Source organism: Clavibacter michiganensis subsp. tessellarius (assembly GCF_021922985.1).
Classification (GTDB): Bacteria; Actinomycetota; Actinomycetes; order Actinomycetales; family Microbacteriaceae; genus Clavibacter; species Clavibacter tessellarius.
This window is the reverse complement of sequence record NZ_CP040788.1, coordinates 3,146,613-3,170,918: the sequence shown is the minus strand read 5'-3', so window position 1 is coordinate 3,170,918 and position 24,306 is coordinate 3,146,613. Positions and strand designations below refer to the sequence as shown.

21 protein-coding genes are annotated in these 24,306 nt (G+C 74.1%); 6 read left to right on the top strand and 15 right to left on the bottom strand.

The features are described from left to right. Positions 1-8: 8 nt before the first annotated feature. Entirely contained in the window at positions 9-767 is a 759-nt protein-coding gene (locus FGG90_RS15130) for a triose-phosphate isomerase family protein (RefSeq protein WP_210433079.1), read from the top strand. A gap of 15 nt (positions 768-782) precedes the next feature. After that, positions 783-1,505, top strand: coding sequence for a GntR family transcriptional regulator (locus FGG90_RS15125; protein ID WP_237583462.1), 723 nt, complete (start codon positions 783-785; stop codon positions 1,503-1,505). Positions 1,506-1,565: 60 nt separating this feature from the next. Here FGG90_RS15125 and FGG90_RS15120 read toward each other — a convergent pair whose 3' ends face one another. The 9 genes from FGG90_RS15120 to FGG90_RS15080 all read right to left on the bottom strand — a co-directional run bounded on the left by FGG90_RS15120 (position 1,566) and on the right by FGG90_RS15080 (position 11,216). Then, positions 1,566-2,531, bottom strand: a complete 966-nt coding sequence (locus tag FGG90_RS15120; protein ID WP_094126248.1) for a 3-hydroxyacyl-CoA dehydrogenase family protein — start codon at positions 2,529-2,531, stop codon at positions 1,566-1,568. Further along, positions 2,528-3,502: a sugar phosphate isomerase/epimerase family protein gene (locus tag FGG90_RS15115; protein WP_094126249.1), complete on the bottom strand. Its 975-nt coding sequence runs from the start codon at positions 3,500-3,502 to the stop codon at positions 2,528-2,530. The genes FGG90_RS15120 and FGG90_RS15115 overlap by 4 nt, the downstream gene beginning before the upstream one ends. 99 nt (positions 3,503-3,601) lie before the next feature. Next, positions 3,602-5,518 carry a 3D-(3,5/4)-trihydroxycyclohexane-1,2-dione acylhydrolase (decyclizing) gene (gene iolD / locus FGG90_RS15110; protein WP_094126250.1) on the bottom strand — a complete coding sequence of 639 codons (1,917 nt, stop codon included), beginning with the start codon at positions 5,516-5,518 and terminating at the stop codon, positions 3,602-3,604. After that, entirely contained in the window at positions 5,515-6,453 is a 939-nt protein-coding gene (iolB, locus tag FGG90_RS15105) for a 5-deoxy-glucuronate isomerase (protein ID WP_094131178.1), read from the bottom strand. Before iolB ends, iolD begins: the two co-directional genes overlap by 4 nt. A gap of 47 nt (positions 6,454-6,500) precedes the next feature. Beyond that, a complete protein-coding gene (locus FGG90_RS15100; RefSeq protein WP_094126251.1) occupies positions 6,501-8,006 on the bottom strand; it encodes a CoA-acylating methylmalonate-semialdehyde dehydrogenase in 1,506 nt (501 codons plus the stop codon). Positions 8,007-8,057: 51 nt separating this feature from the next. Next, the gene (locus tag FGG90_RS15095; RefSeq protein ID WP_094126252.1) at positions 8,058-8,999 is read right to left on the bottom strand and encodes a Cgl0159 family (beta/alpha)8-fold protein; all 942 of its coding nucleotides are present in this window, start codon (positions 8,997-8,999) and stop codon (positions 8,058-8,060) included. Further along, the gene (gene iolC / locus FGG90_RS15090; RefSeq protein WP_094126253.1) at positions 8,996-9,973 is read right to left on the bottom strand and encodes a 5-dehydro-2-deoxygluconokinase; all 978 of its coding nucleotides are present in this window, start codon (positions 9,971-9,973) and stop codon (positions 8,996-8,998) included. The genes FGG90_RS15095 and iolC overlap by 4 nt, the downstream gene beginning before the upstream one ends. A gap of 112 nt (positions 9,974-10,085) precedes the next feature. Continuing rightward, a complete protein-coding gene (locus FGG90_RS15085) occupies positions 10,086-10,577 on the bottom strand; it encodes a GNAT family N-acetyltransferase (RefSeq protein ID WP_094126254.1) in 492 nt (163 codons plus the stop codon). A gap of 24 nt (positions 10,578-10,601) precedes the next feature. Next, positions 10,602-11,216, bottom strand: coding sequence for a TetR/AcrR family transcriptional regulator (locus FGG90_RS15080; protein ID WP_094126255.1), 615 nt, complete (start codon positions 11,214-11,216; stop codon positions 10,602-10,604). A gap of 90 nt (positions 11,217-11,306) precedes the next feature. Here FGG90_RS15080 and FGG90_RS15075 point away from each other — a divergent pair, with 90 nt between their 5' ends. Next, complete coding sequence (locus FGG90_RS15075; RefSeq protein ID WP_094126256.1) at positions 11,307-12,029, top strand: SDR family oxidoreductase; 723 nt, start codon at positions 11,307-11,309, stop codon at positions 12,027-12,029. Positions 12,030-12,043: 14 nt separating this feature from the next. Here the strand turns inward: FGG90_RS15075 and FGG90_RS15070 are convergent, their stop codons facing one another. The 3 genes from FGG90_RS15070 to FGG90_RS15060 form a co-directional block, all read right to left on the bottom strand. Next, positions 12,044-12,574: a GNAT family N-acetyltransferase gene (locus tag FGG90_RS15070; RefSeq protein WP_165771346.1), complete on the bottom strand. Its 531-nt coding sequence runs from the start codon at positions 12,572-12,574 to the stop codon at positions 12,044-12,046. A 95-nt stretch (positions 12,575-12,669) separates the two neighbouring features. Further along, a complete protein-coding gene (locus tag FGG90_RS15065) occupies positions 12,670-14,895 on the bottom strand; it encodes a DEAD/DEAH box helicase (protein WP_094126257.1) in 2,226 nt (741 codons plus the stop codon). 331 nt (positions 14,896-15,226) lie between these two features. After that, positions 15,227-18,490 (bottom strand): efflux RND transporter permease subunit, encoded by a 3,264-nt coding sequence (locus FGG90_RS15060; RefSeq protein WP_237583585.1) that lies wholly within the window; start codon positions 18,488-18,490, stop codon positions 15,227-15,229. 190 nt (positions 18,491-18,680) lie between these two features. Here FGG90_RS15060 and FGG90_RS15055 point away from each other — a divergent pair, with 190 nt between their 5' ends. From FGG90_RS15055 to FGG90_RS15045, 3 genes are read left to right on the top strand one after another with little or no spacing between them, the layout of a single operon-like run. Further along, positions 18,681-19,079 (top strand): DUF2256 and DUF3253 domain-containing protein, encoded by a 399-nt coding sequence (locus FGG90_RS15055; protein ID WP_094131182.1) that lies wholly within the window; start codon positions 18,681-18,683, stop codon positions 19,077-19,079. Positions 19,080-19,096: 17 nt separating this feature from the next. Then, complete coding sequence (locus FGG90_RS15050; RefSeq protein ID WP_094126258.1) at positions 19,097-19,495, top strand: hypothetical protein; 399 nt, start codon at positions 19,097-19,099, stop codon at positions 19,493-19,495. 12 nt (positions 19,496-19,507) lie between these two features. Next, positions 19,508-19,801: a hypothetical protein gene (locus FGG90_RS15045; protein WP_094126259.1), complete on the top strand. Its 294-nt coding sequence runs from the start codon at positions 19,508-19,510 to the stop codon at positions 19,799-19,801. On the opposite strand, the gene FGG90_RS15040 is transcribed toward FGG90_RS15045, so the two are convergent. The 3 genes from FGG90_RS15040 to FGG90_RS15030 form a co-directional block, all read right to left on the bottom strand. Continuing rightward, a complete protein-coding gene (locus FGG90_RS15040; RefSeq protein WP_094126260.1) occupies positions 19,774-20,835 on the bottom strand; it encodes an FUSC family protein in 1,062 nt (353 codons plus the stop codon). The two genes, FGG90_RS15045 and FGG90_RS15040, sit on opposite strands and share 28 nt — an antisense overlap. A 165-nt stretch (positions 20,836-21,000) precedes the next feature. Continuing rightward, positions 21,001-23,082, bottom strand: a complete 2,082-nt coding sequence (gene glgX, locus FGG90_RS15035) for a glycogen debranching protein GlgX (protein WP_094126261.1) — start codon at positions 23,080-23,082, stop codon at positions 21,001-21,003. A 112-nt stretch (positions 23,083-23,194) separates the two neighbouring features. Next, positions 23,195-24,187, bottom strand: a complete 993-nt coding sequence (locus FGG90_RS15030; protein WP_094126262.1) for a trypsin-like serine peptidase — start codon at positions 24,185-24,187, stop codon at positions 23,195-23,197. Positions 24,188-24,306: the final 119 nt, after the last annotated feature.

The following is a 24,306-nucleotide window of genomic DNA, read 5'->3' as shown; positions in this document are numbered from 1 at the left end:
GCCTGAAGATGCACCTCGGGCACGCGGAGACCGTCGCGTGGTGCGAGGCCGTCGCGGACGTGGCGCGCGCCCACCCGGCGATCGCCGGCGGCGAGGCGGAGCTCGTGGTGCTGCCGTCGTACCTCTCGGTGCCGGCGGCCCTCGGGATCCTCGACGGGGTCGCCGCCGTCGGCGCGCAGGACCTCGCCGACGAGGACTCCGGCGCCTTCACGGGCGAGGTGTCGGGCGGGCAGATCCGGGAGCTCGGCGGCGCGTTCGTCGAGGTCGGGCACGCCGAGCGGCGGCGCCTGTTCGGCGAGACGGACGAGGTCGTGCGGCGGAAGGCGGACGCGGCCCTCCGCAACGGGCTCGTGCCGCTGATCTGCGTGGGCGAGGAGGGGCGCGGAGACCCTGCCGACGCAGCCCGCGAGTGCGTCCGGCAGCTCGACGACGCGCTCGCCCGCGCGGCGGAGGCGGGGCACGGCGGGCGGATCGTCGTCGCGTACGAGCCGTACTGGGCCATCGGCGCGGCCGAGCCGGCGTCGGACGCGCACATCCGGGCCGTGTGCCGGGAGCTGCGCGCGCACGTCCGGACGCTCGACGCGAACCCGGGATCCGCGGTCGTCTACGGCGGCAGCGCGGGGCCGGGGCTCCTCACCCGCATCGGGGACGGCGTCGACGGCCTGTTCCTCGGCCGGTTCGCGCACGACCCGCGGGCGGTCCGGGCGATCCTCGACGAGGTGCACGCCCGCGCCGCCGCCCGGCCGGCGCCCGGCGCCTCCCGCTGACGGCAGACTGTCCTGGTGACCACCGGCCTCCCGCTCGACGCCTCCTCGATGCACGCGCGTCGGGGCCTCCGCGACCGCGTCTACGACCTCGTGCTCGACATGCTCCTCGGATCCGAGATCGAACCCGGCGCCCGCCTCGCCATCGACCAGATCGCGCGCGACCTGCACGTCTCGCCGACGCCCGTCCGCGAGGCGCTGGTGCAGCTGGAGCGCACCGGGCTCGTCGCGCGCGAGGCGCACAAGGGCTACCGCGTGGCGCCGCCCATCGCGGGCGAGCAGCTCGAGGCGCTGTTCGACGCGCGGATCGTGCTCGAGGGCGGGGCGACGGCGCTGGCGGCCGCGGATCCCGCGCGCCTCGTGCCCGCGCTCGAGGAGGCCCTCGCCGCGCACGAGGAGACGACCCGGCGGATCCGCGCCTCCGACGACGCCGCGGACATGCCGGTGGGCCTCATCCGCGAGTACTTCGTCGTGGACTGGGACTTCCACCACCGCATCTTCGAGGCGACGGCGAACCCGTTCCTCCTCGACATGTCCGAGGCGATCTCCACGCGGGTCCACCGCATGCGGCAGAACCTCCGCACGGGCGTGCACGACGCCGACGACGCCGTGCACGAGCACCGCGCGATCATCGACGCGGTCGCCGACGGCCCGGAGGCCGCGGCCGCCGCGATGCGCGCGCACATCGAGCGGGTGCGGGAGCGGTCGCGGCGGGACGCGGACGACGCACCCGCGAGCTGACGTCCGCGTCGCCTGGCACGGCTCGCGCGGCAGGCGCGGCCGCACCGCCGGCCCCGGCGCCTAGATCGGCGCCGGCCCCAGCTCGTCCATCAGCTGCTTGATCGCCACGTACGCCTTGTTCCGGTATGCGACGAGCGCCTCGGTGCGCTCGGCCGGCACGTCCAGGTAGCCGGATCCGGTCTTGGTGCCGTACTCGCCCGCGTCGACATGCGCCTGCAGCGACGCCGGCGTCGCGAAGCGCTCGGGCCAGCGGGTCTGGAGCGACGCGTAGCAGAACGCGTACACGTCGAGGCCGGCCATGTCCGCGATCGCGAACGGGCCGAAGACCGGCAGGCGGAAGCCGAAGGTCGTGCGGACGATCGTGTCGATGTCCTCCGGGGTCGCGATGCCCTCCTCCACGATCTGCGTCGCCTCGTGGAAGAGCGCGTACTGGAGGCGGTTGAGCACGAAGCCCGTGGAGTCCGTGACGCGCGCGGTCTCCTTGCCGGTCGACGCGACGAGCGCCTCGGCGGCCCGGATCGCGGACTCGTCGGTGCCCGCGTGCGGGATCAGCTCGACGCCCGGGATGAACGGCGCCGGGTTCGAGAAGTGCACGCCGAGGAACCGCTCCGGGTTCGTGACGGCCTCGGCGAGCGAGCCGATGAGGATGCTCGAGGTGTTGGACCCGATGATCGCGTCGGGCCGCGCGGCCGCCGAGATCCGCGCGAGCGTCGCGTGCTTGATCTCGAGCTTCTCCGGCACGGCCTCCTCGATGAGGTCGGCGTCGGCGACGGCCTCCTCGATGGACGCGGCGGGCGTCACGGCCGCCCGGATCCGCTCCACGGCGTCCGCCGGGAACAGGCCGTCCGCGACGAACCGCTCCGCCTCCGCGATGAGGCGCGCGTGGTTCGCGACCGCGATCTCCTCCGAGATGTCGGCGATGCGCACGCGGGCGCCCGCGAGCGCGAGCACCTGCGCGATGCCGCCGCCCATGTAGCCGGATCCGACGATGGCGATGTCCTTCGGCGTGCTCTGCGCGTCGCTCATGACGCCCCTTCCCCTCGTGCGCCCTGCGGGAGCAGGGTGCGGATGTAGTCGCGGTTCTCCGCGCAGACGCCGAGGCTGTCGCCGCCGTACTGCTCGGTGAGGATGATCCCGTCGAAGCCGAGCTCGACGGCGTCGCGGATGACCTGCCGGTAGTCGATGAGGCCGGCCCTCATGGTCGTGGGCACGCTCGTGGCCCAGCTGCCGTCGGCCGCCTCGTCGCGCATGTAGTTCTTCACGTGCCAGTAGTTCGCGTACGGCAGCGTCTTCGCGTACAGCTCGCGCCAGCTCTCGACCGGGCGGTGGAGGCGGATGAGGTTCGCGACGTCGGGGTTGAGGCCGACGTTGTCGAGGCCGATCTCCTCCACGAGCCGCACGGCGCTGTCGGCCGTGCCGAGGTAGGTGTCCTCGTACATCTCGAGCGCCATCCGGAGGCCGAGGTCGGCGGCGTGCCGACCGAGCTCCCGGAGCCGCGTGACGGCGGCGTCCCACACCTCCGGATCGTCGGGGTCCTTCGGGCCCTCGGCGGTCCAGAACCACAGCGCCTTCCGCTGGGCGTCGCTGAACGGCTGGTGCAGCCCGGTCGAGAAGACCTCCATGCCCATCTCGGCGATCGCGTCGATGGTCCGATGCGCGTAGGCGAGGTTGCGCTCCTCGTGTCCGGGCATGATCACGCTCTGCCGCTGCAGGTGCACGGACGGGATGCCGACGCCGTGGCCTCGGGCGACGGCGACGAGCTCGTCGCGGCGGGACGGGTCGAGGTCCGCGGGCCGGATGTGGCTGTCGGCGAGCTCCGCGAGGGTGAAGCCCTCGCGCGCGATGTCGGCGAACATGCGGTCCCACACCGCGGTGTCGGCGTCGTGCAGGGCGACGCCGTCGCGGCCGACCGTCGCGAAGCCGTGCAGGCAGGTGGCGATGGGCCAGTCCGCGGCGGTGAACGCCGGCTCGGGTGTCGTCGCGGGTGTGTCCGGCATGCTGCTCCATCGCGGTCGTCGGGTCCCGGATGCCCGGGGTCAAGATCCTATAGGAAATAGCATCCTGGCGCCCGGGTCGCTCCGGAGCCCGATCCCGCGTCAGCCGAGCAGCGGCCGCTGCGCCCTCTTCCGGTCCACGTAGTCGGCGTGCGCCGCCTGCGTCGACGGCATCTCGGAGACGCCGGGCACGGGCACGTCCCACCAGCCCTCGCCGTCGGGGCCGTAGACGAGCGGGTCGCTCTCCACGTGGATCACGGTGGTGCGGTCGGACGCCTTCGCGCGGCGCACGGCATCGCCGAGGTCGCGCGCGGCGTCGGGTCCGGGCGGGACCTCGATCACGTCGACGCCGTAGCTGCGCGCGTTCGCCGCGAGGTCGACGGGCAGCGGCTCGCGGCCCTCGAAGGCCCGCGTCGCCGGGTCGAGCTGGCGGTAGCGCGTGCCGAAGCGCTCGGTGCCGACCGTCTCGGAGAGGTGGCCGATGGACGCGTAGCCGTGGTTCTGGATCACCACGACGATGATCTTGATCCCCTCGGCCACCGCGGTCACGAGCTCCGTGTGCAGCATGAGGTACGAGCCGTCGCCGACCATGACGATCACGTCGCGGTCGTCGCCGAGCGCCTCCGCCCCGCGCTTCACGCCGAGACCGCCGGGGATCTCGTATCCCATGCACGAGAACGCGTACTCCACGTGGTACCCGAGCGCGTCGCGCACGCGCCAGAGCTTGTGGAGGTCGCCGGGCAGGGATCCGGCCGCCTGCACGACGACGTCGCGCGGGTCGCTCGCGGCCTGCACCGCGCCGATGATCTCGGGCTGCCCGGGCAGCGCGCCGCCCGTGGGCGCGAGCGCGCGGTCGACGAGCGCGTCCCACTCGCGCTTCTCGCGGGCGATGCGGTCCGCGTACGCGGCGTCGACGCGCGTGCCGGCGAGCGCGTCGGTCAGCGCCTCGAGGGTCTCGCGCGCGTCGGCGACCACGGGCAGCTGCGTGCCGTGCTTGTAGGCGTCGAACGCGGCGACGTTGACGTTCACGAAGGTCACGTCCGGCCGCTGGAACGCCGTGCGGCTCGCGGTCGTGAAGTCGGAGTAGCGCGTGCCGATGCCGATCACCACGTCCGCCTCGGCGGCGAGGCGGTTCGCGGCGGTGGATCCGGTGGCGCCGATGCCGCCCAGGTACTGCGGGTGGTCCCAGACGAGCGCGCCGCCGCCGGCCTGCGTCGTGCCGACGGGGATCCCGGTGGACTCGGCGAAGCGGAGCAGCGCCTGCTCGGCGCCGGAGTAGATCACGCCGCCGCCCGCCACGATGAGCGGCGTGCGCGCGTCGCGGATCGCCTGCACCGCGCGGGAGAGCGGCCCGCGCTCGGGCAGCGGCCGGCGCAGGTGCCACTCGCGCGGCGCGAGGAACGCGAGCGGCACGTCGAGCGCCTCCGCCTGCACGTCCTCGGGCAGCGCGATGGTCACGGCGCCGGTCTCGGCCGGGTCGATGAGCACGCGCATGGCCGCGAGCGCGATCGAGTACAGCTGCTCGGGCCGCTGCACGCGGTCGAAGAAGCGGGACAGCGGGCGGAACGCGTCGTTCACGCTGATCCCGGTGTCGTGCGGGTGCTCGAGCTGCTGCAGCACCGGATCCGCCACCCGGGTCGCGAAGGTGTCGCTTGGCAGGAGCAGCGCCGGCAGCCGGTTCGCCGTCGCGAGGGCCGCGCCCGTGAGCATGTTGGCGGCTCCGGGCCCGACCGACGCGGCGCTCGCGTACGTCGCGAGCCGCCGGTGCATGCGCGCGAAGCCGACCGACTGGTGCACCATCGCCTGCTCGTTGCGGGCCTGGTGGTACGGCATGAGGTCGGGGTCCTGCGCATTGGCCTGCATGAGCGCCTGGCCGATCCCGGCGACGTTGCCGTGGCCGAAGATCCCGAAGACGCCGGGGATGGTGCGCTCGCGGTGGTCGCCGTCGACCGTCCATTGGTTGGCGAGGAACGCGACGAGCGCCTGGCTGACGGTCATGCGGGTGGTGGGCTCGGTCATGGGGTGGGGTCCTCCGGGTGGGGCGCGTCGTCGGCGGTGAACGGCAGGCGCGGGTCGATCTCCTGCCCGGCCCAGGTGCCGCGGATCCAGCCGTGGGCGGGGTGGTCGCTGATGAGCCAGGCGCGGTCGGCGCCCGGCCCCGCCATCACGTTGAGGTAGTAGAGGTCGTAGCCCGGCGCCGCCACCGCGGGCCCGTGGTAGCCGTAGGGCACGAGCGCGACGTCGCCCGTGCGCACGACCGCGTCGATGGCGATCTCGCCCGCGGGCGACGAGGACGTGTGGAACAGGCCGAACGGATCCGCGTCGGCCGGCGCCTGGAGGCCCTTCCCGACGGCGGTCTCGAAGTAGTAGACCTCCTCCAGCTCCGACTCCTCCCCCGGCCTCTCCTCGTCGTGCTTGTGCGCGGGATAGCTCGACCAGTTCTCGGCCGGGGTCACGACCTCGCAGACGATGAGGCGCTCGGCGTCGAGGGATCCGGGCGTGCCGGGCGTGCCGAAGTTGTGCACCTGGCGGCTCGACCGGCCGGCGCCGCGGAGCTCGACGGGCACGTCCTCGCGGGCGATCCGGCGGCTCGGCACGTGCCGGGTGGCGGGTGACTCGGCGACGGCCACGCGGCCGGATCCGGTGAGGACCGCGCTCGCGTCGCACGACAGGTAGAGCACGTCCGTCGGCCCGGCGAAGACCGAGGCGCGGCCGGCGAGGTCGGTGACGCGCTCCTCGCCGTCGCCCTCGCGGTGCCGCACGGCGAAGGATCCCGCGAGCGGCACGACCATGCGCTCGACGCCCGCGGCGGGCAGCGCCAGCTCCTCGCCGTCGGCGAGCACCGCGACCCGGAGGCCCGTGTGCTCCCACGCCGGCAGGGATCCGTCGACCACCGTCTCCCAGCCGTCCCGGCCGAGGCTCCCGCGGGGGTGCAGCCACTCGTTCGTCGTCATGCTCGTCTCCGTCGTCGTCATGGGTGCCGGGTGGTGCGGGTCGTGGATCAGTTCTGCGGGAAGCCGAGGTCGACGCCGCCGTGCGACGGGTCGAGCCACCGGCTGGTGATGGCCTTGGCCTGCGTGAAGAAGCGCACGCCCTCTGCCCCGTGGGCCTTGGTGTCGCCGAAGAGGCTGGAGCGCCAGCCGCCGAACGAGAACGTGGCGACGGGCACCGGGATGGGCACGTTGATGCCGATCATGCCGACCTGCACCTCGTTCTGGAAGCGGCGCGCTGCCCCGCCGTCGTTCGTGAAGATCGCCGTGCCGTTGCCGAACGCGCCCGCGTTGATCAGCGCGACCCCCTCCTCGTAGGAGCGCACGCGCACGACGCCGAGCACGGGTCCGAAGATCTCCTCGGTGTACGCGCGCGAGCTCGTGGGCAGCTCGTCGATGAGGGTCGGGCCGAGCCAGAAGCCGTCGGCCTCGCCGTCGACCTCGATGCCGCGGCCGTCGACGACGATCCGCGCGCCGTCCTCCTCCGCGATCGCGACGTAGGAGGCGACCTTGTCGCGGTGCGCCTCGGTCACGAGCGGGCCCATGTCGCAGCCCCGGCGGCCGTCGCCCACCCGGAGGCCGGACATGCGCGACGCGATCCGCTCGATGAGCGCGTCGGCGACGGGCTCGACCGCGACGACCACGGAGATCGCCATGCAGCGCTCGCCCGCCGAGCCGAAGCCCGCGTTGACGGCGGAGTCGGCGACGAGGTCGAGGTCGGCGTCGGGCAGCACGAGCATGTGGTTCTTGGCGCCGCCGAGGGCCTGCACGCGCTTGCCGTGCTTCGTGCCCGTCTCGTAGACGTACTGGGCGATGGGCGTGGATCCGACGAACGAGATCGCGCGCACGTCCGGGTGCGTGAGCAGCCCGTCCACCGCCTCCTTGTCGCCGTTCAGCACCGTGAAGACGCCGTCGGGGAGGCCGGCGCGCTTCCAGAGCTCGGCGATCCAGATCGCGGCGCTCGGGTCCTTCTCGCTGGGCTTCAGGATCACCGTGTTGCCGGCCGCGATCGCGATGGGGAAGAACCACATCGGCACCATGGCCGGGAAGTTGAACGGCGAGATGATCCCGACGACGCCGAGCGGCTGCTTCGTGGAGTACACGTCGACGCCCGTGGAGACCTGCTCCGAGTACTCGCCCTTGAGGTGGTGCGCGAGGCCGGTCGCGAACTCCACGACCTCCTGGCCGCGCGTGATCTCGCCGAGCGCGTCGCTCACGACCTTGCCGTGCTCCGACGTGATGATCTCCGCCAGCTCCCCCTTCTCCGCCTCCAGCAGCTCGCGGAAGCGGAAGAGGATCGCCTGCCGCTTCGCGAGCGAGAGGTCGCGCCAGGCGGGGAACGCGGCGTGCGCCGACGCGACGGCGCGCTCGATCTCGGCGGCGTCCGCGAGGGCGACCTCCTTCGTGACGACGCCGCGCGCGGGGTCGTAGACAGGGGCGGTGCGGCCGGAGGTCGAGGGCGAGCGGGCGCCGTCGATCCAGTGCGGGACGACGGGGAGCGGGGCGGTGTCGGTCATGGTGTCCTCTGGCGGTCGGCGTGGGGCGAGCGGGTCGGATCGGTCTTCGGGTCAGGAGCGGGCGCGGCCGTGCACGAGGTCGACGGCCTGGTCGACCGCGCGGGCGACGTCGCCGTCGGCCGGGTGGATCAGCGTGCGGCCGACGACGAGGCCGCGGACGCCCGGGAGGTCGAGCGCGTGCTCCCAGCCGGCCCAGGTGTCCTCGCTCGCGCCTTGCGGGTCGCCGCCGAGCAGGAGCGTGGGCAGGGTCGTGGCGGCCATGACGCGGGCCATGTCGTCGACGACCGGCAGCTTCATCCACGTGCGGGCGGACGAGGAGCCGAGGCCCGAGGCGATGGCGATGGACGTGATGACGGCGTCGGCCGACAGGTCGTTGACGATGCGGCCGTCGTGCCACGCGCTCAGGAAGGGCTCGAGCATGATCGGCAGGCCGGCGCGCACGGCGGCGTCGACCGCGCGGGCGTTGGCCTCGAGGGTCGCGGCCGTGCCGGCGTCGCCGAGGGCGATGCGCACGAGCGTCTTGGCGAAGTCGAGGCCGTCGCGCACGATCCCGTCGACGTCGTAGGCCGTGAACCGGTCGTCCATCTCGAAGACGGCGCCGCGCAGGCCGCCGCGGTTCATGGATCCGACCACGATCTTGTCGTCGAGGAGGCCGAGGAGCGCGAGGTCGTCGACGATGTCGGGCGTGCCGAGCACGCCGTCGACGCCGTCGCGCGTGAGGGCGGTGGCGAGGCCCGCGAGCAGCTCGTAGCGGTCGGCGAGGGCCATCGGGTCGTCGCCCACGCCGAGGGCGCCGCGGGCGGGGTGGTCGGCGGCGACGATGAGCAGGCGGCCGTCGTCGCGGATCAGCGGGCGGCGGACGCGGCCGGCGAGCGCCCGGGCGACGGCGTCCGGATCCGTGGCGCGCAGGTCGCGGAGGGCCTGGAACGCGCCGGGGAGGTCGCCCGCGCGGAGCGCCTCGGCGGGCGCCCGGGACGCGTCGGCCGCGGTCATCGGATCCGCTCCAGCACGGCCTCGACCTCGGCCGTCGTGGGCATGGCGGTCGAGCACTCGCGCCGCGACGCGACGAGGGCGCCCGCCACGTTCGCGAAGCGCAGGATCCGCTCCAGGTCCCACCCGGCGAGCAGCCCGTGCACGAGCGCGCCGCCGAAGCCGTCGCCCGCGCCGAGCCCGTTGACGACCTCGACCGGGTACGGCGGCACCTCGACGGTCTCGTCGCGGGTCCTCGCGAGCACGCCCTTCGGGCCCTGCTTGACGATGGCGAGCTCGACGCCGCGGTCGAGCAGCGCGTCGGCGGCACGGAGCGGATCCGTCTCCCCCACCGCGATCTCGCACTCCTCGCGGTTGCCGACGGCGACCGTCACGTGCTCCAGCGCGCGGCCGACCTCGCGGGTGGCGTCGGCGGGCGATGCCCAGAACATGGGCCGGTAGTCGAGGTCGAGCACCGTGAGCGGGCGTCGCGCGCGGGCGGCCCACGCGGCGTGGTGCGCGGAGCGGCTCGGCTCCTCGCTGAGGCCGGTGACGGTGGACCAGTAGACGCGCGCGTCCCGTATCGCCGCCCGGTCGAGCGCGTCGGCCTCGATGCAGAGGTCGGGCGCCTTCGGCCGACGGTAGAAGTAGAGGGGGAAGTCGTCCGGCGGGAAGATCTCGCAGAAGGTGACGGGCGTGGGCAGGTCGTCGACCGGGGGCACGAAGGCGGCGGAGACGCCGAGCCGCTCGAGCTCCCGCGTGACGTAGCGGCCGAACGGGTCGTCGCCCACGCGCGAGATGAGCGCGGCGGACCTGCCGTGCCGGGCGGCCGCGACGGCCACGTTGGCCGCGCTCCCGCCGAGGTACTTGCCGAAGGTCTCGACGTCCTCGAGGCCCACGCCGTCCTGCAGCGGGTAGAGGTCGACGCCGACGCGGCCGATGGTGATCACGTCGTTGATCGGCGAAGCGGCGGGGACGGCGGTCTCGGCACGGCTCATGGCGGCTGCTTCCTCTCCGGCGAGGGAGGGCGAGGGGCGGATGCTGCGGTCCCTCCAACGTAGCGCATGTTCTGACATGTGCACATGGGCGGGCACCCAGGGCGTCGCCGGATCAGTCGAGCGGCAGGTGCATCACGTGCAGGCCGACGAGCCCGTCCTCCGCATGGTCGAACGCCTCCGGGACGGTGCCGACGATCCGGAAGCCGAGCGACTCCCACAGGTGCACGGCGGCGCGGTTCGTGTCGACCACCGCGTTGAACTGGATCGCGCGATAGCCCTCCGCGCGCGCCCACGCGATCACGTGCTCGCCGAGCGCCCGTCCGACGCCGCGGCCGCCGTGCGCGGGATCCACGAGGAACGACCCGGTGGCGACATGCGCGCCGCGGCCCGGCCGGTTCGGGCCGGCCTTGGCGGATCCGAGGACCGCGCCGTCGTCGTCCACCGCCACGAAGGTGCGCCACGGCGCCGCGGCCATCCAGTGCGGCCGCGCCTCCTCGAGCGACTGCCCGGCGGGCAGCGCGTAGGTGCGGCCGGCGTCGACGATGGCCCGGTAGAAGGGGTGGATCAGGGGCCAGTCGGCGTCCGTGGCGGGGCGGATCTGCATGCGGTCGAGGGTATCCGGCGCCGGCTACTCGAGACCGAGCGCGGGCAGCACCACGTCGTCGACCACCCGCACGAAGAGCTCGCGGCGCACTGGGGCGCCGGCCGCCACCAGCCGGTGCGTGCTCATCGCCGGGATCACCTCGGCCAGCAGGTCGACGCGCGCGGCGGCCTCGGTCGGCACCTCGCCGCGGTCGACGGCGCGCCGGAGGATCCGCCGGTACGCGTCGGCGTACGGGTCGGTGACCTCCGCGCGGATCACCGCCGCCATCCGCGCCGAGCCGCGCAGCGCAGGCGCGAGCCCCGCGAAGACCGCGAGCCGCCGGGCGGATCCGCCGAGCCACGGCGAGTCGACCACGGCGAGCAGGTCGCCGCGGAGCGACCCGGTGTCGGGCAGGAGCGCGGCCTCGGGCGGCGGGCCGGCCGCGCGGAGGGCGGCGAGCACGAGGTCCTCCTTCGTCGCCCAGCGCCGGTAGATCGTCGTCTTCGCGCGGCCGGTGCGCGCGGCGACCTCGTCGAGGGTCGTGCGCTCGTAGTCGCGCTCGGCGACGAGGTCGAGGGCGGCGGCGAGGATCGCGGCGTCGCCCGAGCGGTCGACGGGACGGCCGACGCGGGGTCGGGGTGCGGCGTCCGGCGTGTCCATCCCGACCAGGATAGGCCCGTCGCGTCATTCCGCTACTCGGGAGTATCGTCATCTCCCGCAGACCGCGTCGCGGTCGCAGGAGGAGGAGCCATGCGGATCCAGGACGCGGTCGTCGTCATCACGGGAGCGTCGTCGGGGATCGGTGCCGCCACGGCGCGCGCTGCCGCCCGTGCCGGTGCGCGGGTCGTGCTCGCGGCCCGGCGGGAGGAGCGGATCCGGGACCTGGCGGCCGAGATCGGCGGCGGGGCGATCGCGGTGCGTTGCGACGTCACGGACCGCGCCCAGGTGGACGCGCTCGCCCGCGCCGCCCTCGACGCATTCGGCCGCGTCGACGTGCTCGTGAACAACGCGGGCCAGGGCCTCCAGTCGTCGATCGAGGACCTCGCGCTCGACGACCTCCGCGCCGTCCTCGAGCTCAACCTCGTGGCACCCCTCGCCGCGATGCAGGCGGTGCTGCCCGCCATGCGCGCGCAGGGCGCCGGCGCGATCGTCAACGTCAGCTCCGGCACCACGTTCGCCGACGTGCCGGGCACGGGCGGCTACGTCGCGTCGAAGGTCGCGCTGGAGCGCCTGTCGGCCATCGCGCGCGCGGAGCTCGCGGGCACGGGCGTCGTGGTCTCGACGCTCATCCCGTTCGCCACCGAGACCGAGTTCATGGCCTCGATCCGCGCGGGCCGCGCCGAGGCGGAGGCCATGACGGCGGGCGCGACCTTCGACACCCCCGAGACGGTCGCCGACGCGGTGCTCGCGCTCGTCGAGAGCGGCGACGCGCGCATGGACCTGGTGCCGGCGGCGTACGGCGGGTCGCGCTGAGCCGCTGACCCGGATCAGGCCTGCGGGTCGTCCGCCAGCCGCTGGAACAGCACGTGGTCCTGCCACTCCCCCGCGATGCGGAGGTAGCGCGGCGCGAGGCCGTAGCGCGTGAAGCCGCAGCGGGCGAGCACGGCCTGCGACGCGGCGTTGTGCACGAGCGTGCCGGCCTCCACGCGATGCAGCCCGAGCTCTCCGAACGCGAGCGCGACGGCGGCGCGCACCGCCTCGGTCGCGAGCCCGCGGCCGGTGCGGTCCGCCGCCAGCCAGTACCCGATCGCGCACGACTCGAACGCGCCGCGCACGATCGTGTTCAGGCTGATCCGGCCGGCCACCGCTCCGTCGTCGTCCAGGATCGCGAGCGGCACGCCCTGCCCGCGCGTGTGCTGCGCGAGAGCCGCCTCGAGGTCGGCGCGCTGCCCGGCGGGGGTGTCGTGGTCCGGCTGCCGGATCGGCTCCCACGGCGCGAGGAACGCGCGGCTGCGCAGGCGCAGCTGGGAGAGCGCGGGGGCGTCGTAGGGCGTGAGCAGGCGGATCCGGTCGGGCACGGCATCGAGGATGCCAGACCGCCGGAGCGCGCACCCACGACGACGGCCGCCCCACCCGCGAGGGGTGGGACGGCCGTCGTGGTCGTGCGTGGGCGCTAGACGCGCGCGAGGTCCGCGATGACGCGGTCCCCGGCGGCGGCCATGACCGTCGTCGCCTTGATCTCGGCGCGACCCAGCAGGTCGTCCATGCGACGGCGGCGGGCCTTCGTGATCAGCGTCACGACGGTGCCCTGCTTGCCCGCGCGGCCCGTGCGGCCGGCGCGGTGGAGGTAGCTCTTGTACTCGTCCGGCGCGTCGGCCTGGATGACCAGCCCGATGTCGTCCACGTGGATGCCGCGGGCGGCGACGTCGGTCGCGACGAGCACGCGGACCTTGCCGCTCGTGAGGAGCTGCAGGTTGCGCGTGCGGCGCGCCTGGTTGAGGTCGCCGTGCAGCGACGTGGCCGGGATGCCGGCGTCCTCGAGCTGGTCGGCGAGCTGCTCGGCGAACGCGCGGGTGCGGGCGAAGATCAGCGTCTTGCCCTCGCCCGAGCTGAGCTGCTCGATGATCGCGGCCTTGTCGCGCTGCTCGATGAGGAGCACGCGGTGGTCGATGGTCGACGACGCCTGGTCCTCGCCCGCGACCTCGTGGACGCTCGGCGACGGCAGGAACTCGTTGACGAGCGTCGCGACGCCCTTGTCGAGCGTGGCGGAGAAGAGCAGCCGCTGGCCGCCCTTCTTCACCTGGCGGAGGATCCGCTGCACGGGCTCGAGGAAGCCGAGGTCGCACATGTGGTCGGCCTCGTCGAGGACGGTGACGACGATCTCGGAGAGGTCGAGGCGGCCCTGGTCGATGAGGTCCTCGAGGCGGCCGGGGGTCGCGATGAGGATGTCGACGCCGCGCTGCAGCGCACCCACCTGCTTGAACTGCGGCACGCCGCCGAAGATCGTGGTGGTGAACAGGCCCACCGAGCGGGCGATGGGCTGCACCGTGCGGTCGATCTGCATGGCGAGCTCGCGCGTCGGGGCGAGGATCAGCGCGCGGGGCTTGCGGCCCATCTTGCGGTTCTTCGCGCCGTCGTTCTCGAGCAGGCGCTCCACGAGGGGCGCGCCGAACGCGATGGTCTTGCCGGATCCCGTGCGGCCGCGGCCGAGCACGTCGCGACCCTCGAGCACGTCGGGGATCGTGGCGGCCTGGATCGGGAACGGGCTGGACGCGCCCAGCTCCTCGAGCACGCGGACGATGTTCTGGCCGAGGCCGAGCGCCGCGAAGGTCACGCCGTCGACGTCCTTGGCCGTCGTGGCCTGGGCCTCGAGGCGCTCGAGCACGACGTCCTCGGACGGCGCGTGACGCGGGGCGCCCTCCTTGCTCGGGTAGAAGTCGCTGTCGCGCTTGGGGCGGGCGTCGTCGTAGGACGGGCGCTCGCTCCGCTGGGGGCGGTCGCCGTAGGACGGGCGCTCCGTGCGGGCCGGACGGTCGTTGTACGACGGACGTTCGGATCGCTCGGCGCGGTCGCCGTAGGAGGGGCGCTCCGTGCGAGCCGGGCGGTCGTTGTAGGAGGGACGCTCGGTGCGAGCCGGGCGGGAGTCGTTGTAGGACGGACGCTCGGTGCGGGCGGGGCGGTCGTCGTACGACGGACGCTCGCTGCGCTGGGCGCGGTCGCCGTAGGAGGGACGCTCGGCGCGGTCGTTGTACGCGGGACGCTCCGAACGAGCCGGACGGTCGTTGTACGCGGGTCGCTCCGTGCGGGCGTTCCGGCCGTTGTACGACGGACGCTCCGTGCGGGCGTTCCGGTCGGTGTACGACGGACGCTCGGATCGCTGCGGCCGGTCGTTCCCGTACGACGGACGCTCGTTGCGCGGCGCGCGGTCGCTGTAGGCGGGACGCTCGGAGCGCTCGCCGCCACGGTCGGGACGCGAGTTGCCGTAGGACGGACGCTCGGAGCGCTGGCCGCGCTCGGCGCCGTACGAGGGGCGCTCGCTGCGCTGGCCGCGGTCGTTCCCGCCGCCGTACGAGGGGCGCTCGCCGCGCTGCGGGCGGGCGTCGCCGCGCTCGGGGCGCTGGCCGGCGCGGTTGGGGCGGTCGCCGTACGCGGGACGCTCGCCGCGACCCGCGGGACGCTCGGCGCGGGGCTCCCAGTTGGGGCGGTCGCCGCCGCGCGCGGGGCGGGCGGCGCCGCCGCGCTGGGGACGGTCGTCCTGGCCGGAGCGCTGCGCGCGCTCGTCGGCGTTCCAGCGCTGCTTCTTGGGCGCGGGATCGGAGTTGTAGCCGCGGTGGTTCGGGCTGCGGGATCCCGCCGGGGCGCGCTTGGCGCCGCGCGGGGAGTCGTTGTTGTAGGTCATGAGGGATTCCTCGTTCTGCTCGGATGCATGACAATGCGCATGTGCGAAGCAGCGCGCTACAGGATCAGGGTGCGCAGAGCTGCTCTCAACCCGGGCAGTCGTCGACCGGGGGCCGTGTCATCGCGTGACGTACCCCTCTGCGGAACGAGAGGGGGAAACCGGCCCACCTGACTGACAAATCCATCCGCCCGGATGGATGGTCCGGTAGCGGTGTCAAGAGCCGACTGGACGACACTACCCGATCAGGCCACCCTGCACCAGGGCACAGCCCCGCCCGGGCGCGCCCCGCCTCCCGCTGCAGGCGCCCCCGGGCGGGGTCGTCGCCTCCGGATCAGCTCGTCGCGTCGGAGGCAGCCGGCGCCGCGGATCCGCCGACCGGCAGCCCGCGCTCGGCCCGACGCCGCTCGCCGCGCGCCCGGATCCGCAGCCCCGCCCGCTCCACGAGCGAGTACAGCGACGGCAGCACGAGCAGCGTCAGCACGGTCGACGACAGCAGGCCGCCGATCACGACGATCGCGAGCGGCTGCGAGATGAACCCGCCGTGCCCGGTGAGCCCGATCGCGAGCGGCAGCAGCGCGAAGATCGTCGCGAGCGCCGTCATGAGGATGGGCCGGAGCCTCCGCGACGCCCCCTGCAGGATCGCCTCCCGGAGCTCGAGCCCGCGCGTCCGGTACTGGTTCACGAGGTCGATGAGCACGATCGCGTTGGTCACCACGATGCCCACGAGCATCAGCAGGCCGATGATCGACGCGACGCCCAGCGGGATCCCCGTCACCACCTGCAGCAGCACCGCGCCGGTCGCCGCGAACGGCACCGAGACGAGCAGCACGAGCGGCTGCACGAGGCTCCGGAACGTCGCGACCATGATGATGTAGACGATCAGGATCGCCGCCAGCACCGCGAGCCCGAGCTGCCCGAACGCGTCCGACTGCTGCGACGCGACGCCGCCGAGGGACGCCTGCGCGCCGGCCGGCAGCTGCACGTCGGCGATCGCCCGCGACACCTCGGACGAGGCGAAGCCCACGTCGTCGCTGCCGGGCGTCGCGCTCACGGTCGCGCTGCGGAAGCCGCCGGTGGTCGTGACGCTGGCGGGGCCGTCGGTGACCTCGACGGTCGCGAGGTCGCTGAGCGGCACGAGGCCGCGGGCGGTCGGGATCCGGAAGTCGCGCAGCCCCTGCAGGCTCTGCGCGGCGTCCGGGTCCTGGATGTAGATGGAGAGCGTCTTCTCGTCGATGACGACCTGGCCGACCGCGGCCGGCAGCCGGCTCGCGGTCACGATGCCGCCCACGGCCTGCTCGCTGAGCCCGGCGGCCGCGGCCTTGGCCCGGTCCACGTTCACGGCGATGTACGGCTGCGTCTCCGACAGGTTGCTCGTGGCCTGCTCGATGGACGGCAGGTCCTTCACAGCGGCGAGGACCGCGTCGGCCGAGGCCTTGAGGTCGTCGCCGTCGTTCGCCGTGATCTCCACCGCGATGTCGCTCGACGAGAACCCGCCGGACGCGGCCGCGAGCGACACGTCGCCCACGTCGGTGAGGCCGTCGACCGCGGTGCGCACGCGCTCGCGGATCGCGTCCTGGTCGGCGTCCGCGTCGGTCGTGAGCGCGAACGTGATGCCGCCACCGCCCCCGAAGGCCGCGGTGAGCGAGGTGCTGTCCGAGCCGATCGAGGTCTGCACGGTGTCGACGCCGGAGACGCCGATGAGCGCCTGCTCGACCTTCGTGGCCGCGGTGTCCTGCGCCTCGAGGCTCGTGTCGCTCGGCAGCTCCTGCGAGACCGTGAGGGTGTTCTGCCCGCTGTCGCCGAGGAAGTTGGTCTTCATGCTCGGGATGAGCGCGACCGTCCCGCCGAGCACGAGGATCGCGAGCACGAGCGTCACCGCGGAGTGCTTGAGGGTCCAGGCGAGGATGGGCAGGTAGCCGCGCTGGAGGCGCGTGGGCTTCCCCATCCCCTCGCCCTCGTCGTGCGCGGCGTGGGATCCGCGGGCCGGCCGGTCGGCGAGCTCGCGGTCGTCCACGGGGCCGGCGACGGCGGCGTGCGCGCCCGTGCGGACGGCGCCCTCCGCGGCCGGGGCGGATGCGGCGGCAGCGGCGGCCTTCCGGCGCGCCCGGCGCGACTCCCCCTCGGGCCGCAGGAACCAGTACGCGAGCACGGGCACGATCGTCAGCGCGACGAACAGCGACGCGGCGAGCGCGATCGTCACCGTGAGAGCGAACGGCCGGAACAGCTCGCCCGTGATGTCGCCCACGAGCGCGATCGGCAGGAACACCGCGACGGTCGTGGCGGTGGACGCCGTGACCGCGCCCGCGACCTCGCGCACGGCCGCGCGGATCGCGTCGAGCCGGTCGGGCGTGAAGGAGAGGTGCCGCTTGATGTTCTCGATCACCACGATCGAGTCGTCCACCACGCGCCCGACCGCGATCGTCAGCGCGCCGAGCGTGATGATGTTGAGCGTGTAGCCCGACGCGAGCATGCCGATGAAGGTGATGAGCACCGACGCCGGGATGGAGATCGCGGTGACGATGGTCGACCGGATCGACAGCAGGAACACGAGGATCACGAGCACCGCGAACACGAGGCCGAGCAGGCCCTCCGTGGTGAGGCTCGAGATCGACTGCTCGATGAAGGGCGCCTGGTCGAACACGACCGTGAACTCCGTGTTGCTCCCCAGGTCGTCCGCGAGTTGCGGCAGGAGCTCGGTGACCAGGTGCGAGACGTCGACCGTGTTGCCCGCGGGCGTCTTCGTGACGGCGATGGTGAGCGACGGCTGGCCGTCCACGCGCGAGATGCCGGTGGTCGGATCCTGGCCGAGCTCGACCGTGGCGACGTCGCCGACCGTGAGCTCGCGGCCGCTCGCCGCGCCGAGCAGCGGCAGGGACGACAGGTCCTGGGTGGAGGCGAGGCGCGCGCCGGACTGGACCGACAGCGTGGTGCCGTCCTCCGTCACGGAGCCCGCGGGCAGGAGCTTCCCGTTGGCGTCGAGCGCGTCGCGGATGGCCTGGTTCGTGAGGCCGGCGGCCTGCACCTTCGCGGGGTCCGGCGTGATGACCACGCGCTGGCCGACCGTGCCGAGGAGGCTCGCGTCGCGGACGCCCTCGAGCTTGCGGATGTCCGACAGGGTCGAGCGCTCGAGCGCCGCCGTGAGGTCCTGCGGGCTGAGGTCGCTCGTCACGGCGATCTGGATCACCGGGAGGTCGTCGATGCTGCCCGCGATGACCACCGGGTCGATCCCGTCCGGCAGCGTCGTGCGGATCCGGTTGATGGCCTGGTCGATCTTCTGCTCGGCCGTCGCGAGGTCGGTGCCGTAGGTGAACGACGCCGAGATGACGGACGAGTCGGTGCGCGAGGTCGCGGTGGAGGACTCGAGGCCCGGCACCGCTTGAATCGCACGCTCGATGGGCGTCGACACGTCGGTGTCCACGACCGCGGGCGACGCACCCGGGTACGCCGTGACGACCGCGAGCTGCGGGAACGACACCGACGGGATGAGCTCCTGCTTGAGCGTCGTCAGCGCGATGCCGCCGAAGACCCCGATGACGATGGTGACGAGCGCGATCAGCGCGCGGTTGCGGAGGCTGAAGACGGAGAGGAGATGCAGGGGGTGCTCCTTGTGCGATGCGGGCCGCGGGTGCGGCGGTCGCTCGAGCCGCTGACCGCCCGCACCGGGAACCCGCCCCGTCCCCTGGAGTATCGCACCCGCGACGGGGAGATCCCCCGTTCGCGACGGGTTTTCGAACGCGGGGCGTCCGGCCCAGCCGATCCCCCGTCGCGCGGAGCATGCTGGGGGGATGGCGCATCGGGCATCGACGAAGCGGGACGCGGTCCCGGCGCCGAAGACCTGCGCCTCGTGCGGTCGCACGATCGAGTGGCGCAGGAAGTGGGAGCGCGACTGGGACGAGGTGCGCTACTGCAGCGACGCGTGCCGTCGCCGCGGGGTCTCCGACGTCGACGAGCGGCTGGAGCGGCGGATCCTCGACCTGCTCGCGCACCGCGCCGGCGGCGCCACCATCTGCCCCTCGGAGGCCGCGCGCGCGGAGTCGCCCGACGACTGGCGCGACCTGATGGAGCCGGCCCGCCGCGCGGCCCGCCGCCTGGTGGACGCGGGCGAGGTCGAGATCACCCAGAAGGGGTCCGTCGTCGATCCCTCCACGGCCAAGGGGCCCATCCGCATCCGCCGTCGCCGCTGACCAGGCACACTAGGGGGATGCATCGACCGACCCTCACCGTCCTGGCCGCCGTCGCGAGCGCGGCGCTCCTGTCCGGATGCGGGGCCAGCGCGCAGTTCGACGCGCCCACCACCGAGATCTACGCCACCACCGCCGACGCCCAGACCGCGCTCGGCGGGGCCCTGCCCTCGTGGATCCCGGCCGACGGCACCCTCATGCGCACCAAGTCCGAGGCGAAGGTCGGCACCATCGTCGCCGTCCAGACCGGGCAGGCCGCGCCCGCGCCCGGCGGCTGCACCGACCTGCAGATGTCGACCATCGAGGACACCTGGTGGCCGCCGACGATCGACCCGGCCACCGTCACCTGCGCCGGCGGCTGGAACGTCTTCGGCGCGAACGGCCGGCTCTACGGCTGGAGCACCACGGTCCTCCCCTAGGCCCGTCGCGCCGTGCCCGCCGCATCCTCCCGCCCGCGTCGCCTCCGCGATCGCCTGCTGGTCGCGGGGGCGATCCTCTGCCTCGTCGCCTTCGCGGTCGCGGCGCCCACGGCCCTCGTCGCCCTCCTCCAGGGCGCGGTCCTGGTGGACGAGCTGCCTGCACCGGACCTCGGATCGCCGACCTCGCCCGAGCACGAGGCCCTCGTCCGCCGGGCCGTCGTCGCCGGCGCGGTCGCCGCGCTCGCGCTGGCCGGGGCGGTCGTCTGCATCCTCCGCCGCTACACCGCTCCCGCCGCCCGCCGCTGACGCCGGGCGGCGAGCGCCCGCAGCACCAGGATCACGACCACGCCGACGGCGGCACCCACGACCGTGTCGACCACCCGGTCCGCCACGAGCGGCAGCACCGGGAGCGTCCGGCCGAGGCCGCCCATCACGAGCGCGAGCGGCGTGATGAAGACGAGCGCCAGCCCGTAGTGCCGCCCCACCGCGAGCTCGGCCGCGAACTGGCAGGCCACCGCCACCGCGATCACGGCCGGCGCCGGGAGGTGCAGCGCGAGGATCCCCGCGGCCACCACCGACCCGGCCAGCGTCCCCAGCACCCGGTGCGCCACGCGCGCGAACGACAGCGGCCCGCGCACCACCGGGAGCACCGCCACCAGGGTCACGACCGCCCAGTAGTGGTGCCCGAGCCCGAGCGCCACGGCGATCCCGCCCGCGACGAGCGCGCCGACGACGTTGGCGGCCACGGCGGTCCAGGCGGCGGGGTCGCGGTGCACGGCGGCGTCGCGCACGGGGATCCGCGGCAGCGCGCGGAAGCGGTGGGCGTGCGCGTCGGGCGCCCAGCGGCGGAGCAGCCAGCCGGACATGCAGACGCCCGCGGAGAACGCGATCGCGGCCACGGCCGTCACGAGCGCGTCGCGCGCCTGCGCCGGATCCACCGGCACGGCGGCGCACACGACCAGCCCGAACACGGGGAACAGCGGATGCGGCGGCACCAGGCTCATCGCCGTCGACACGAGCGACGCCCCGCCGAGCACGACGACGAGTCCCGCCGCCTCGAGCGCGAGCGGCGCGTCGGCGAGCGACAGGAGCACGCCCGTGGCGATGGCGACGAGCATCATCGCGGCCCCCGCGCCGACGCTCGCGAGCCGCAGCCGGTACCGCTCGTTGCGGCCGTACAGCCCGGTGAACGCGCCGAACGACGCGTAGAGCGCGAGGTCGAGCCGGTCGATCGCGAGGAGCACCACGAGCGGCACGAGGAGGCCGACGCTCGCGCGCATCGCCGCCTCGAGGTCGAGCGTCCGGGTCGACGGCGGCCGCGGGGCGGGTGATGCGGGCACGCGGCCATCCGTTCTCCCCGGGAGAGGAAACGGGGCAGTCCACGGTACGCCCGTCGCGCGGCGGTCCCGGACGCGCGCCCGGTCGGCGCACCGTCCGCGCACGACGACGCGCCCCCGGTTCCCCGGGGGCGCGTCGTCGGTCGGCCCGTGCGACGGGCGGCGCGGCTAGGAGCGCGCGGCCCGCAGCACGGTGAAGGAGCGGTCGCGCACGAGGATGCTGGTCGCGTCCTCGTCCGTGTTCTGCTCGGAGTCGGACGAGATGGCGAGGTGCCACGAGACGCCGAGCCCCTCGGGCAGCTGGAACTCGACGGGGCCCTCGGCCGCGTTGAACGCGACGAAGAACGCGTCGCTGTCCTTGCCCTTCATGATCACGCCGATGCTGAAGGCGTTCGGGTCCTCCCAGTCCTCCGGGTTCAGCGTCTGGCCGTCGGCGCGGATGAAGCGCACGGCCTCCTCGGCGCCCTCGACGTCGTCGCCGCGGAACCAGATGGGACGCAGCGCCCGGTTGCCGCGGCGCAGGCGGATCAGCTTCCGCGTGAAGTCCTGCAGCTCGCGGTCCGCGTTCTCCCAGTCGAACCAGGAGATCTCGTTGTCCTGGCAGTAGGCGTTGTTGTTGCCGCCCTGCGTGCGGGCGATCTCGTCGCCGCCGAGCACCATCGGGACGCCCGAGGAGAGCAGGAGCGTGCCGAGCATGTTGCGGCGCTGGCGGTCGCGGATCGCGTTCACCTCGGCGTCGTCGGTCGCGCCCTCCACGCCGGCGTTGGAGGAGCGGTTGTCGCTCTCGCCGTCGTTGTTGTCCTCGCCGTTGGCGTCGTTGTGCTTCTCGTCGTAGGACGTGAGGTCGGCGAGCGTGAAGCCGTCGTGCGCCGTGATGAAGTTCACGCTGCACAGCGGCGAGCGGCGGCCGGACTCGTACACGTCGGGGCTGCCGGTGATCCGCTGGGCGAGCGCGCCGAGCACGTTCTGCCCGCTGTGCCAGAAGTCGCGCACGTCGTCGCGGAACTTCCCGTTCCACTCCGACCAGTCCGCGGGGAAGCCGCCGACCTGGTAGCCGGCGGTGTCCCACGGCTCCGCGATCATCTTCACGGGCGCGAGCACCGGGTCCTGGTGGATGAGGGTGAGGAACGCGCTGTGCAGCTCGGCGTCGCCGTCCTGGCGCGTGAGCGTCGTGGCGAGGTCGAAGCGGAAGCCGTCGACGTGCATCTCGGTGACCCAGTAGCGGAGCGAGTCCATGATCAGCGCGAGCGCCGCCGGGTGCCCGACGTTGAGGCTGTTGCCGGTGCCGGTGGTGTCGAAGTACGACGCCTCGTCGCCCTCCACGAGCCGGTAGTAGGAGGCGTTGTCGATGCCCTTGAGCGACAGCGACGGGCCCATGTGGTTGCCCTCGGCGGTGTGGTTGTAGACCACGTCGAGGATGACCTCGAGGCCGGCGGCGTGCAGGGCCTTGACCATCTCCTTGAACTCGGCGACCTGCTGGCCGCCGTCGCCCGCGGAGCTGTAGTCGGAGTACGGCGCGAGGAAGCCGATGGAGTTGTAGCCCCAGTAGTTGCGGAGGCCCTTCTCCTCGAGGTGCGAGTCCTGCATGAAGTGGTGCACCGGCAGGAGCTCGACGCTGGTGACGCCGAGGTCGGTGAGGTACTCGATGGCCGACGGGTGCGCGAGGCCCGCGTACGTGCCGCGGATCTCCTCGGGCACCGACTCGAGCTTCTCGGTGAAGCCCTTCACGTGCACCTCGTAGACGACGGTCTCGTCGAGCGGCGTGCGGGGCGCCTCGTCGTCCTCCCAGTCGAAGCGGCGGTCCGCGACGACGGAGCGGGGCATGGAGGCGGCGGAGTCGGCGTCGTTGATGGCGTTCGGGTCGTCGAAGGTGTGCGCGAAGACGTCCTCGCCCCACGTGGGGTGGCCCTCGATGGCGATGGCGTACGGGTCGAGCAGGAGCTTGGCGGGGTTGTGGCGGAGGCCGCGGGCCGGATCCCACTCGCCGTGCACGCGGAGGCCGTAGCGGGTGCCGATGCCGGCGCCCTCGACGAGGCCGTGGAACACGTGGCCGGTGCGCTCGGAGAGGCGCGTGCGGGTCTCGGCGCCGGACTCGTCGAAGACGCAGACCTCGACGGCCTCCGCGGTCTCGGAGTACACGGCGACGTTGAGGCCGCTGGGCAGTCCCCCGTCGCGGGCGACGACGGTCGCCCCGAGCGGATACGGGCGGCTGATGTAGGAGCGGCTGATGGGAGGCAGGTCGATGGTCACGGCTTCAGTATGCTCGCGCCGACCCAACCCGTTCGTGCACGAAGGGGATTCCCCAGGCAGCGGTCCGAGACCGGCGCTCGGCGGCTACGGCGGACCGCCGCCCGGGGATCGGCTACCGCCCCTGGAGGGAGGAGAAGGCGCGCTGCGCCTCGGCGCCCCACGTCGCGAGGAGCACGCCGCGGCCCGCGGAGGGGCGCGCGACGACGGAGAGCTGGTCGCCGGCCGCCGTGATCACCGGGGATCCGGCCGCGCCCTTCCCGAGCGCGCACGGCAGGGAGGTCTGTCCGCCGGTGTCGTGCTGCGGGCGGCCGGCGCACGCCTCGAGCGTCGCCGTGGTGGATCCGGCGGTCGGGTAGCCGAGGATCGCGAGGCGCGGCGCCTGGCCGGTCGCCGGCACGAGGGGCGATCCGAAGACGGGCTCGGCGGCGCCCACCTGGGCCGCGAGCACGACGCCCGCGGGGCCGCTCACGCGCGCGAACCCGGCGTCGTCCGACGCGCGGCCCGTCGTCGCCCACGAGGAGGAGACGGCCGCGACGCGCACGGGCCAGATGCCGTGGGGAGCGGTGGCGCCCTGTGCTCCGGGGATGAAGGTGGCCAAGGTGGTCGCCGCGCCCGTGCGCCGGTCGACGAGGCAGTGGGCGGCGGTCGCGATCGCGTCGCCGTCCGGGGTGTCGACGACGCTGGCGGTGCACGCGTGGTTGCGCCCGCCCGACACGTAGAAGAGGACGCCCACGAACGGTTGGTCGGGGTGCGGGACCGGCGCGGAGCCCGCGGCGCCCGCGTCGTCGGACGTGGAGAGGGTTGCGGACGCGGACGCCGAGGCCGATCCGGCGACCGAGGGCGCGTCGGCGGCGAGGGCGGCGGCACGGGCGTCGGCCGTCCAGTGCGCGGCGGCGGCGTCCCGGTCGACGGACGCGGGGACGACGACGGACGCGCCGGTCGACGCGGCGGCGGACGCGGCGGACGCGGCGGACGCGGACGACGGCACCGCCAGACCGGCGGCGGCGAGGCCCCCGGCGAGCGCCAGCGCGGCGAACGCGTGACGGGAGCGGCCGGCGGCGGCCGACGGGGTCGGGGCGGGGGTGGATCGCGGGCGGATGCGCATGGTGTTCTTCCTCCAGGATCGGGCGGCTCGCGACGCTCCGCCGGAGCGGCACCCGTCGACACGGGACATCGGGACGCATGCCGCTCGCCGGAGGTCGCGCGGATCCCCGCACGCTACCC

What these genes read in the sequence shown, in the direction of transcription:
- FGG90_RS15065 (WP_094126257.1), bottom strand. Translation starts at nt 14,895, where the DNA reads ATGACCTACAACAACGACTCCCCGCGCGGCGCCAAGCGCGCCCCGGCG.
- FGG90_RS15130 (WP_210433079.1), top strand. Translation starts at nt 9, where the DNA reads ATGCACCTCGGGCACGCGGAGACCGTCGCGTGGTGCGAGGCCGTCGCG.
- FGG90_RS15050 (WP_094126258.1), top strand. Translation starts at nt 19,097, where the DNA reads ATGCATCGACCGACCCTCACCGTCCTGGCCGCCGTCGCGAGCGCGGCG.
- FGG90_RS15100 (WP_094126251.1), bottom strand. Translation starts at nt 8,006, where the DNA reads ATGACCGACACCGCCCCGCTCCCCGTCGTCCCGCACTGGATCGACGGC.
- FGG90_RS15085 (WP_094126254.1), bottom strand. Translation starts at nt 10,577, where the DNA reads ATGCAGATCCGCCCCGCCACGGACGCCGACTGGCCCCTGATCCACCCC.
- iolB (WP_094131178.1), bottom strand. Translation starts at nt 6,453, where the DNA reads ATGACGACGAACGAGTGGCTGCACCCCCGCGGGAGCCTCGGCCGGGAC.
- FGG90_RS15055 (WP_094131182.1), top strand. Translation starts at nt 18,681, where the DNA reads ATGGCGCATCGGGCATCGACGAAGCGGGACGCGGTCCCGGCGCCGAAG.
- FGG90_RS15095 (WP_094126252.1), bottom strand. Translation starts at nt 8,999, where the DNA reads ATGACCGCGGCCGACGCGTCCCGGGCGCCCGCCGAGGCGCTCCGCGCG.
- FGG90_RS15115 (WP_094126249.1), bottom strand. Translation starts at nt 3,502, where the DNA reads ATGCCGGACACACCCGCGACGACACCCGAGCCGGCGTTCACCGCCGCG.
- FGG90_RS15075 (WP_094126256.1), top strand. Translation starts at nt 11,307, where the DNA reads ATGCGGATCCAGGACGCGGTCGTCGTCATCACGGGAGCGTCGTCGGGG.
- FGG90_RS15030 (WP_094126262.1), bottom strand. Translation starts at nt 24,187, where the DNA reads ATGCGCATCCGCCCGCGATCCACCCCCGCCCCGACCCCGTCGGCCGCC.
- FGG90_RS15080 (WP_094126255.1), bottom strand. Translation starts at nt 11,216, where the DNA reads ATGGACACGCCGGACGCCGCACCCCGACCCCGCGTCGGCCGTCCCGTC.
- FGG90_RS15120 (WP_094126248.1), bottom strand. Translation starts at nt 2,531, where the DNA reads ATGAGCGACGCGCAGAGCACGCCGAAGGACATCGCCATCGTCGGATCC.
- iolC (WP_094126253.1), bottom strand. Translation starts at nt 9,973, where the DNA reads ATGAGCCGTGCCGAGACCGCCGTCCCCGCCGCTTCGCCGATCAACGAC.
- iolD (WP_094126250.1), bottom strand. Translation starts at nt 5,518, where the DNA reads ATGACCGAGCCCACCACCCGCATGACCGTCAGCCAGGCGCTCGTCGCG.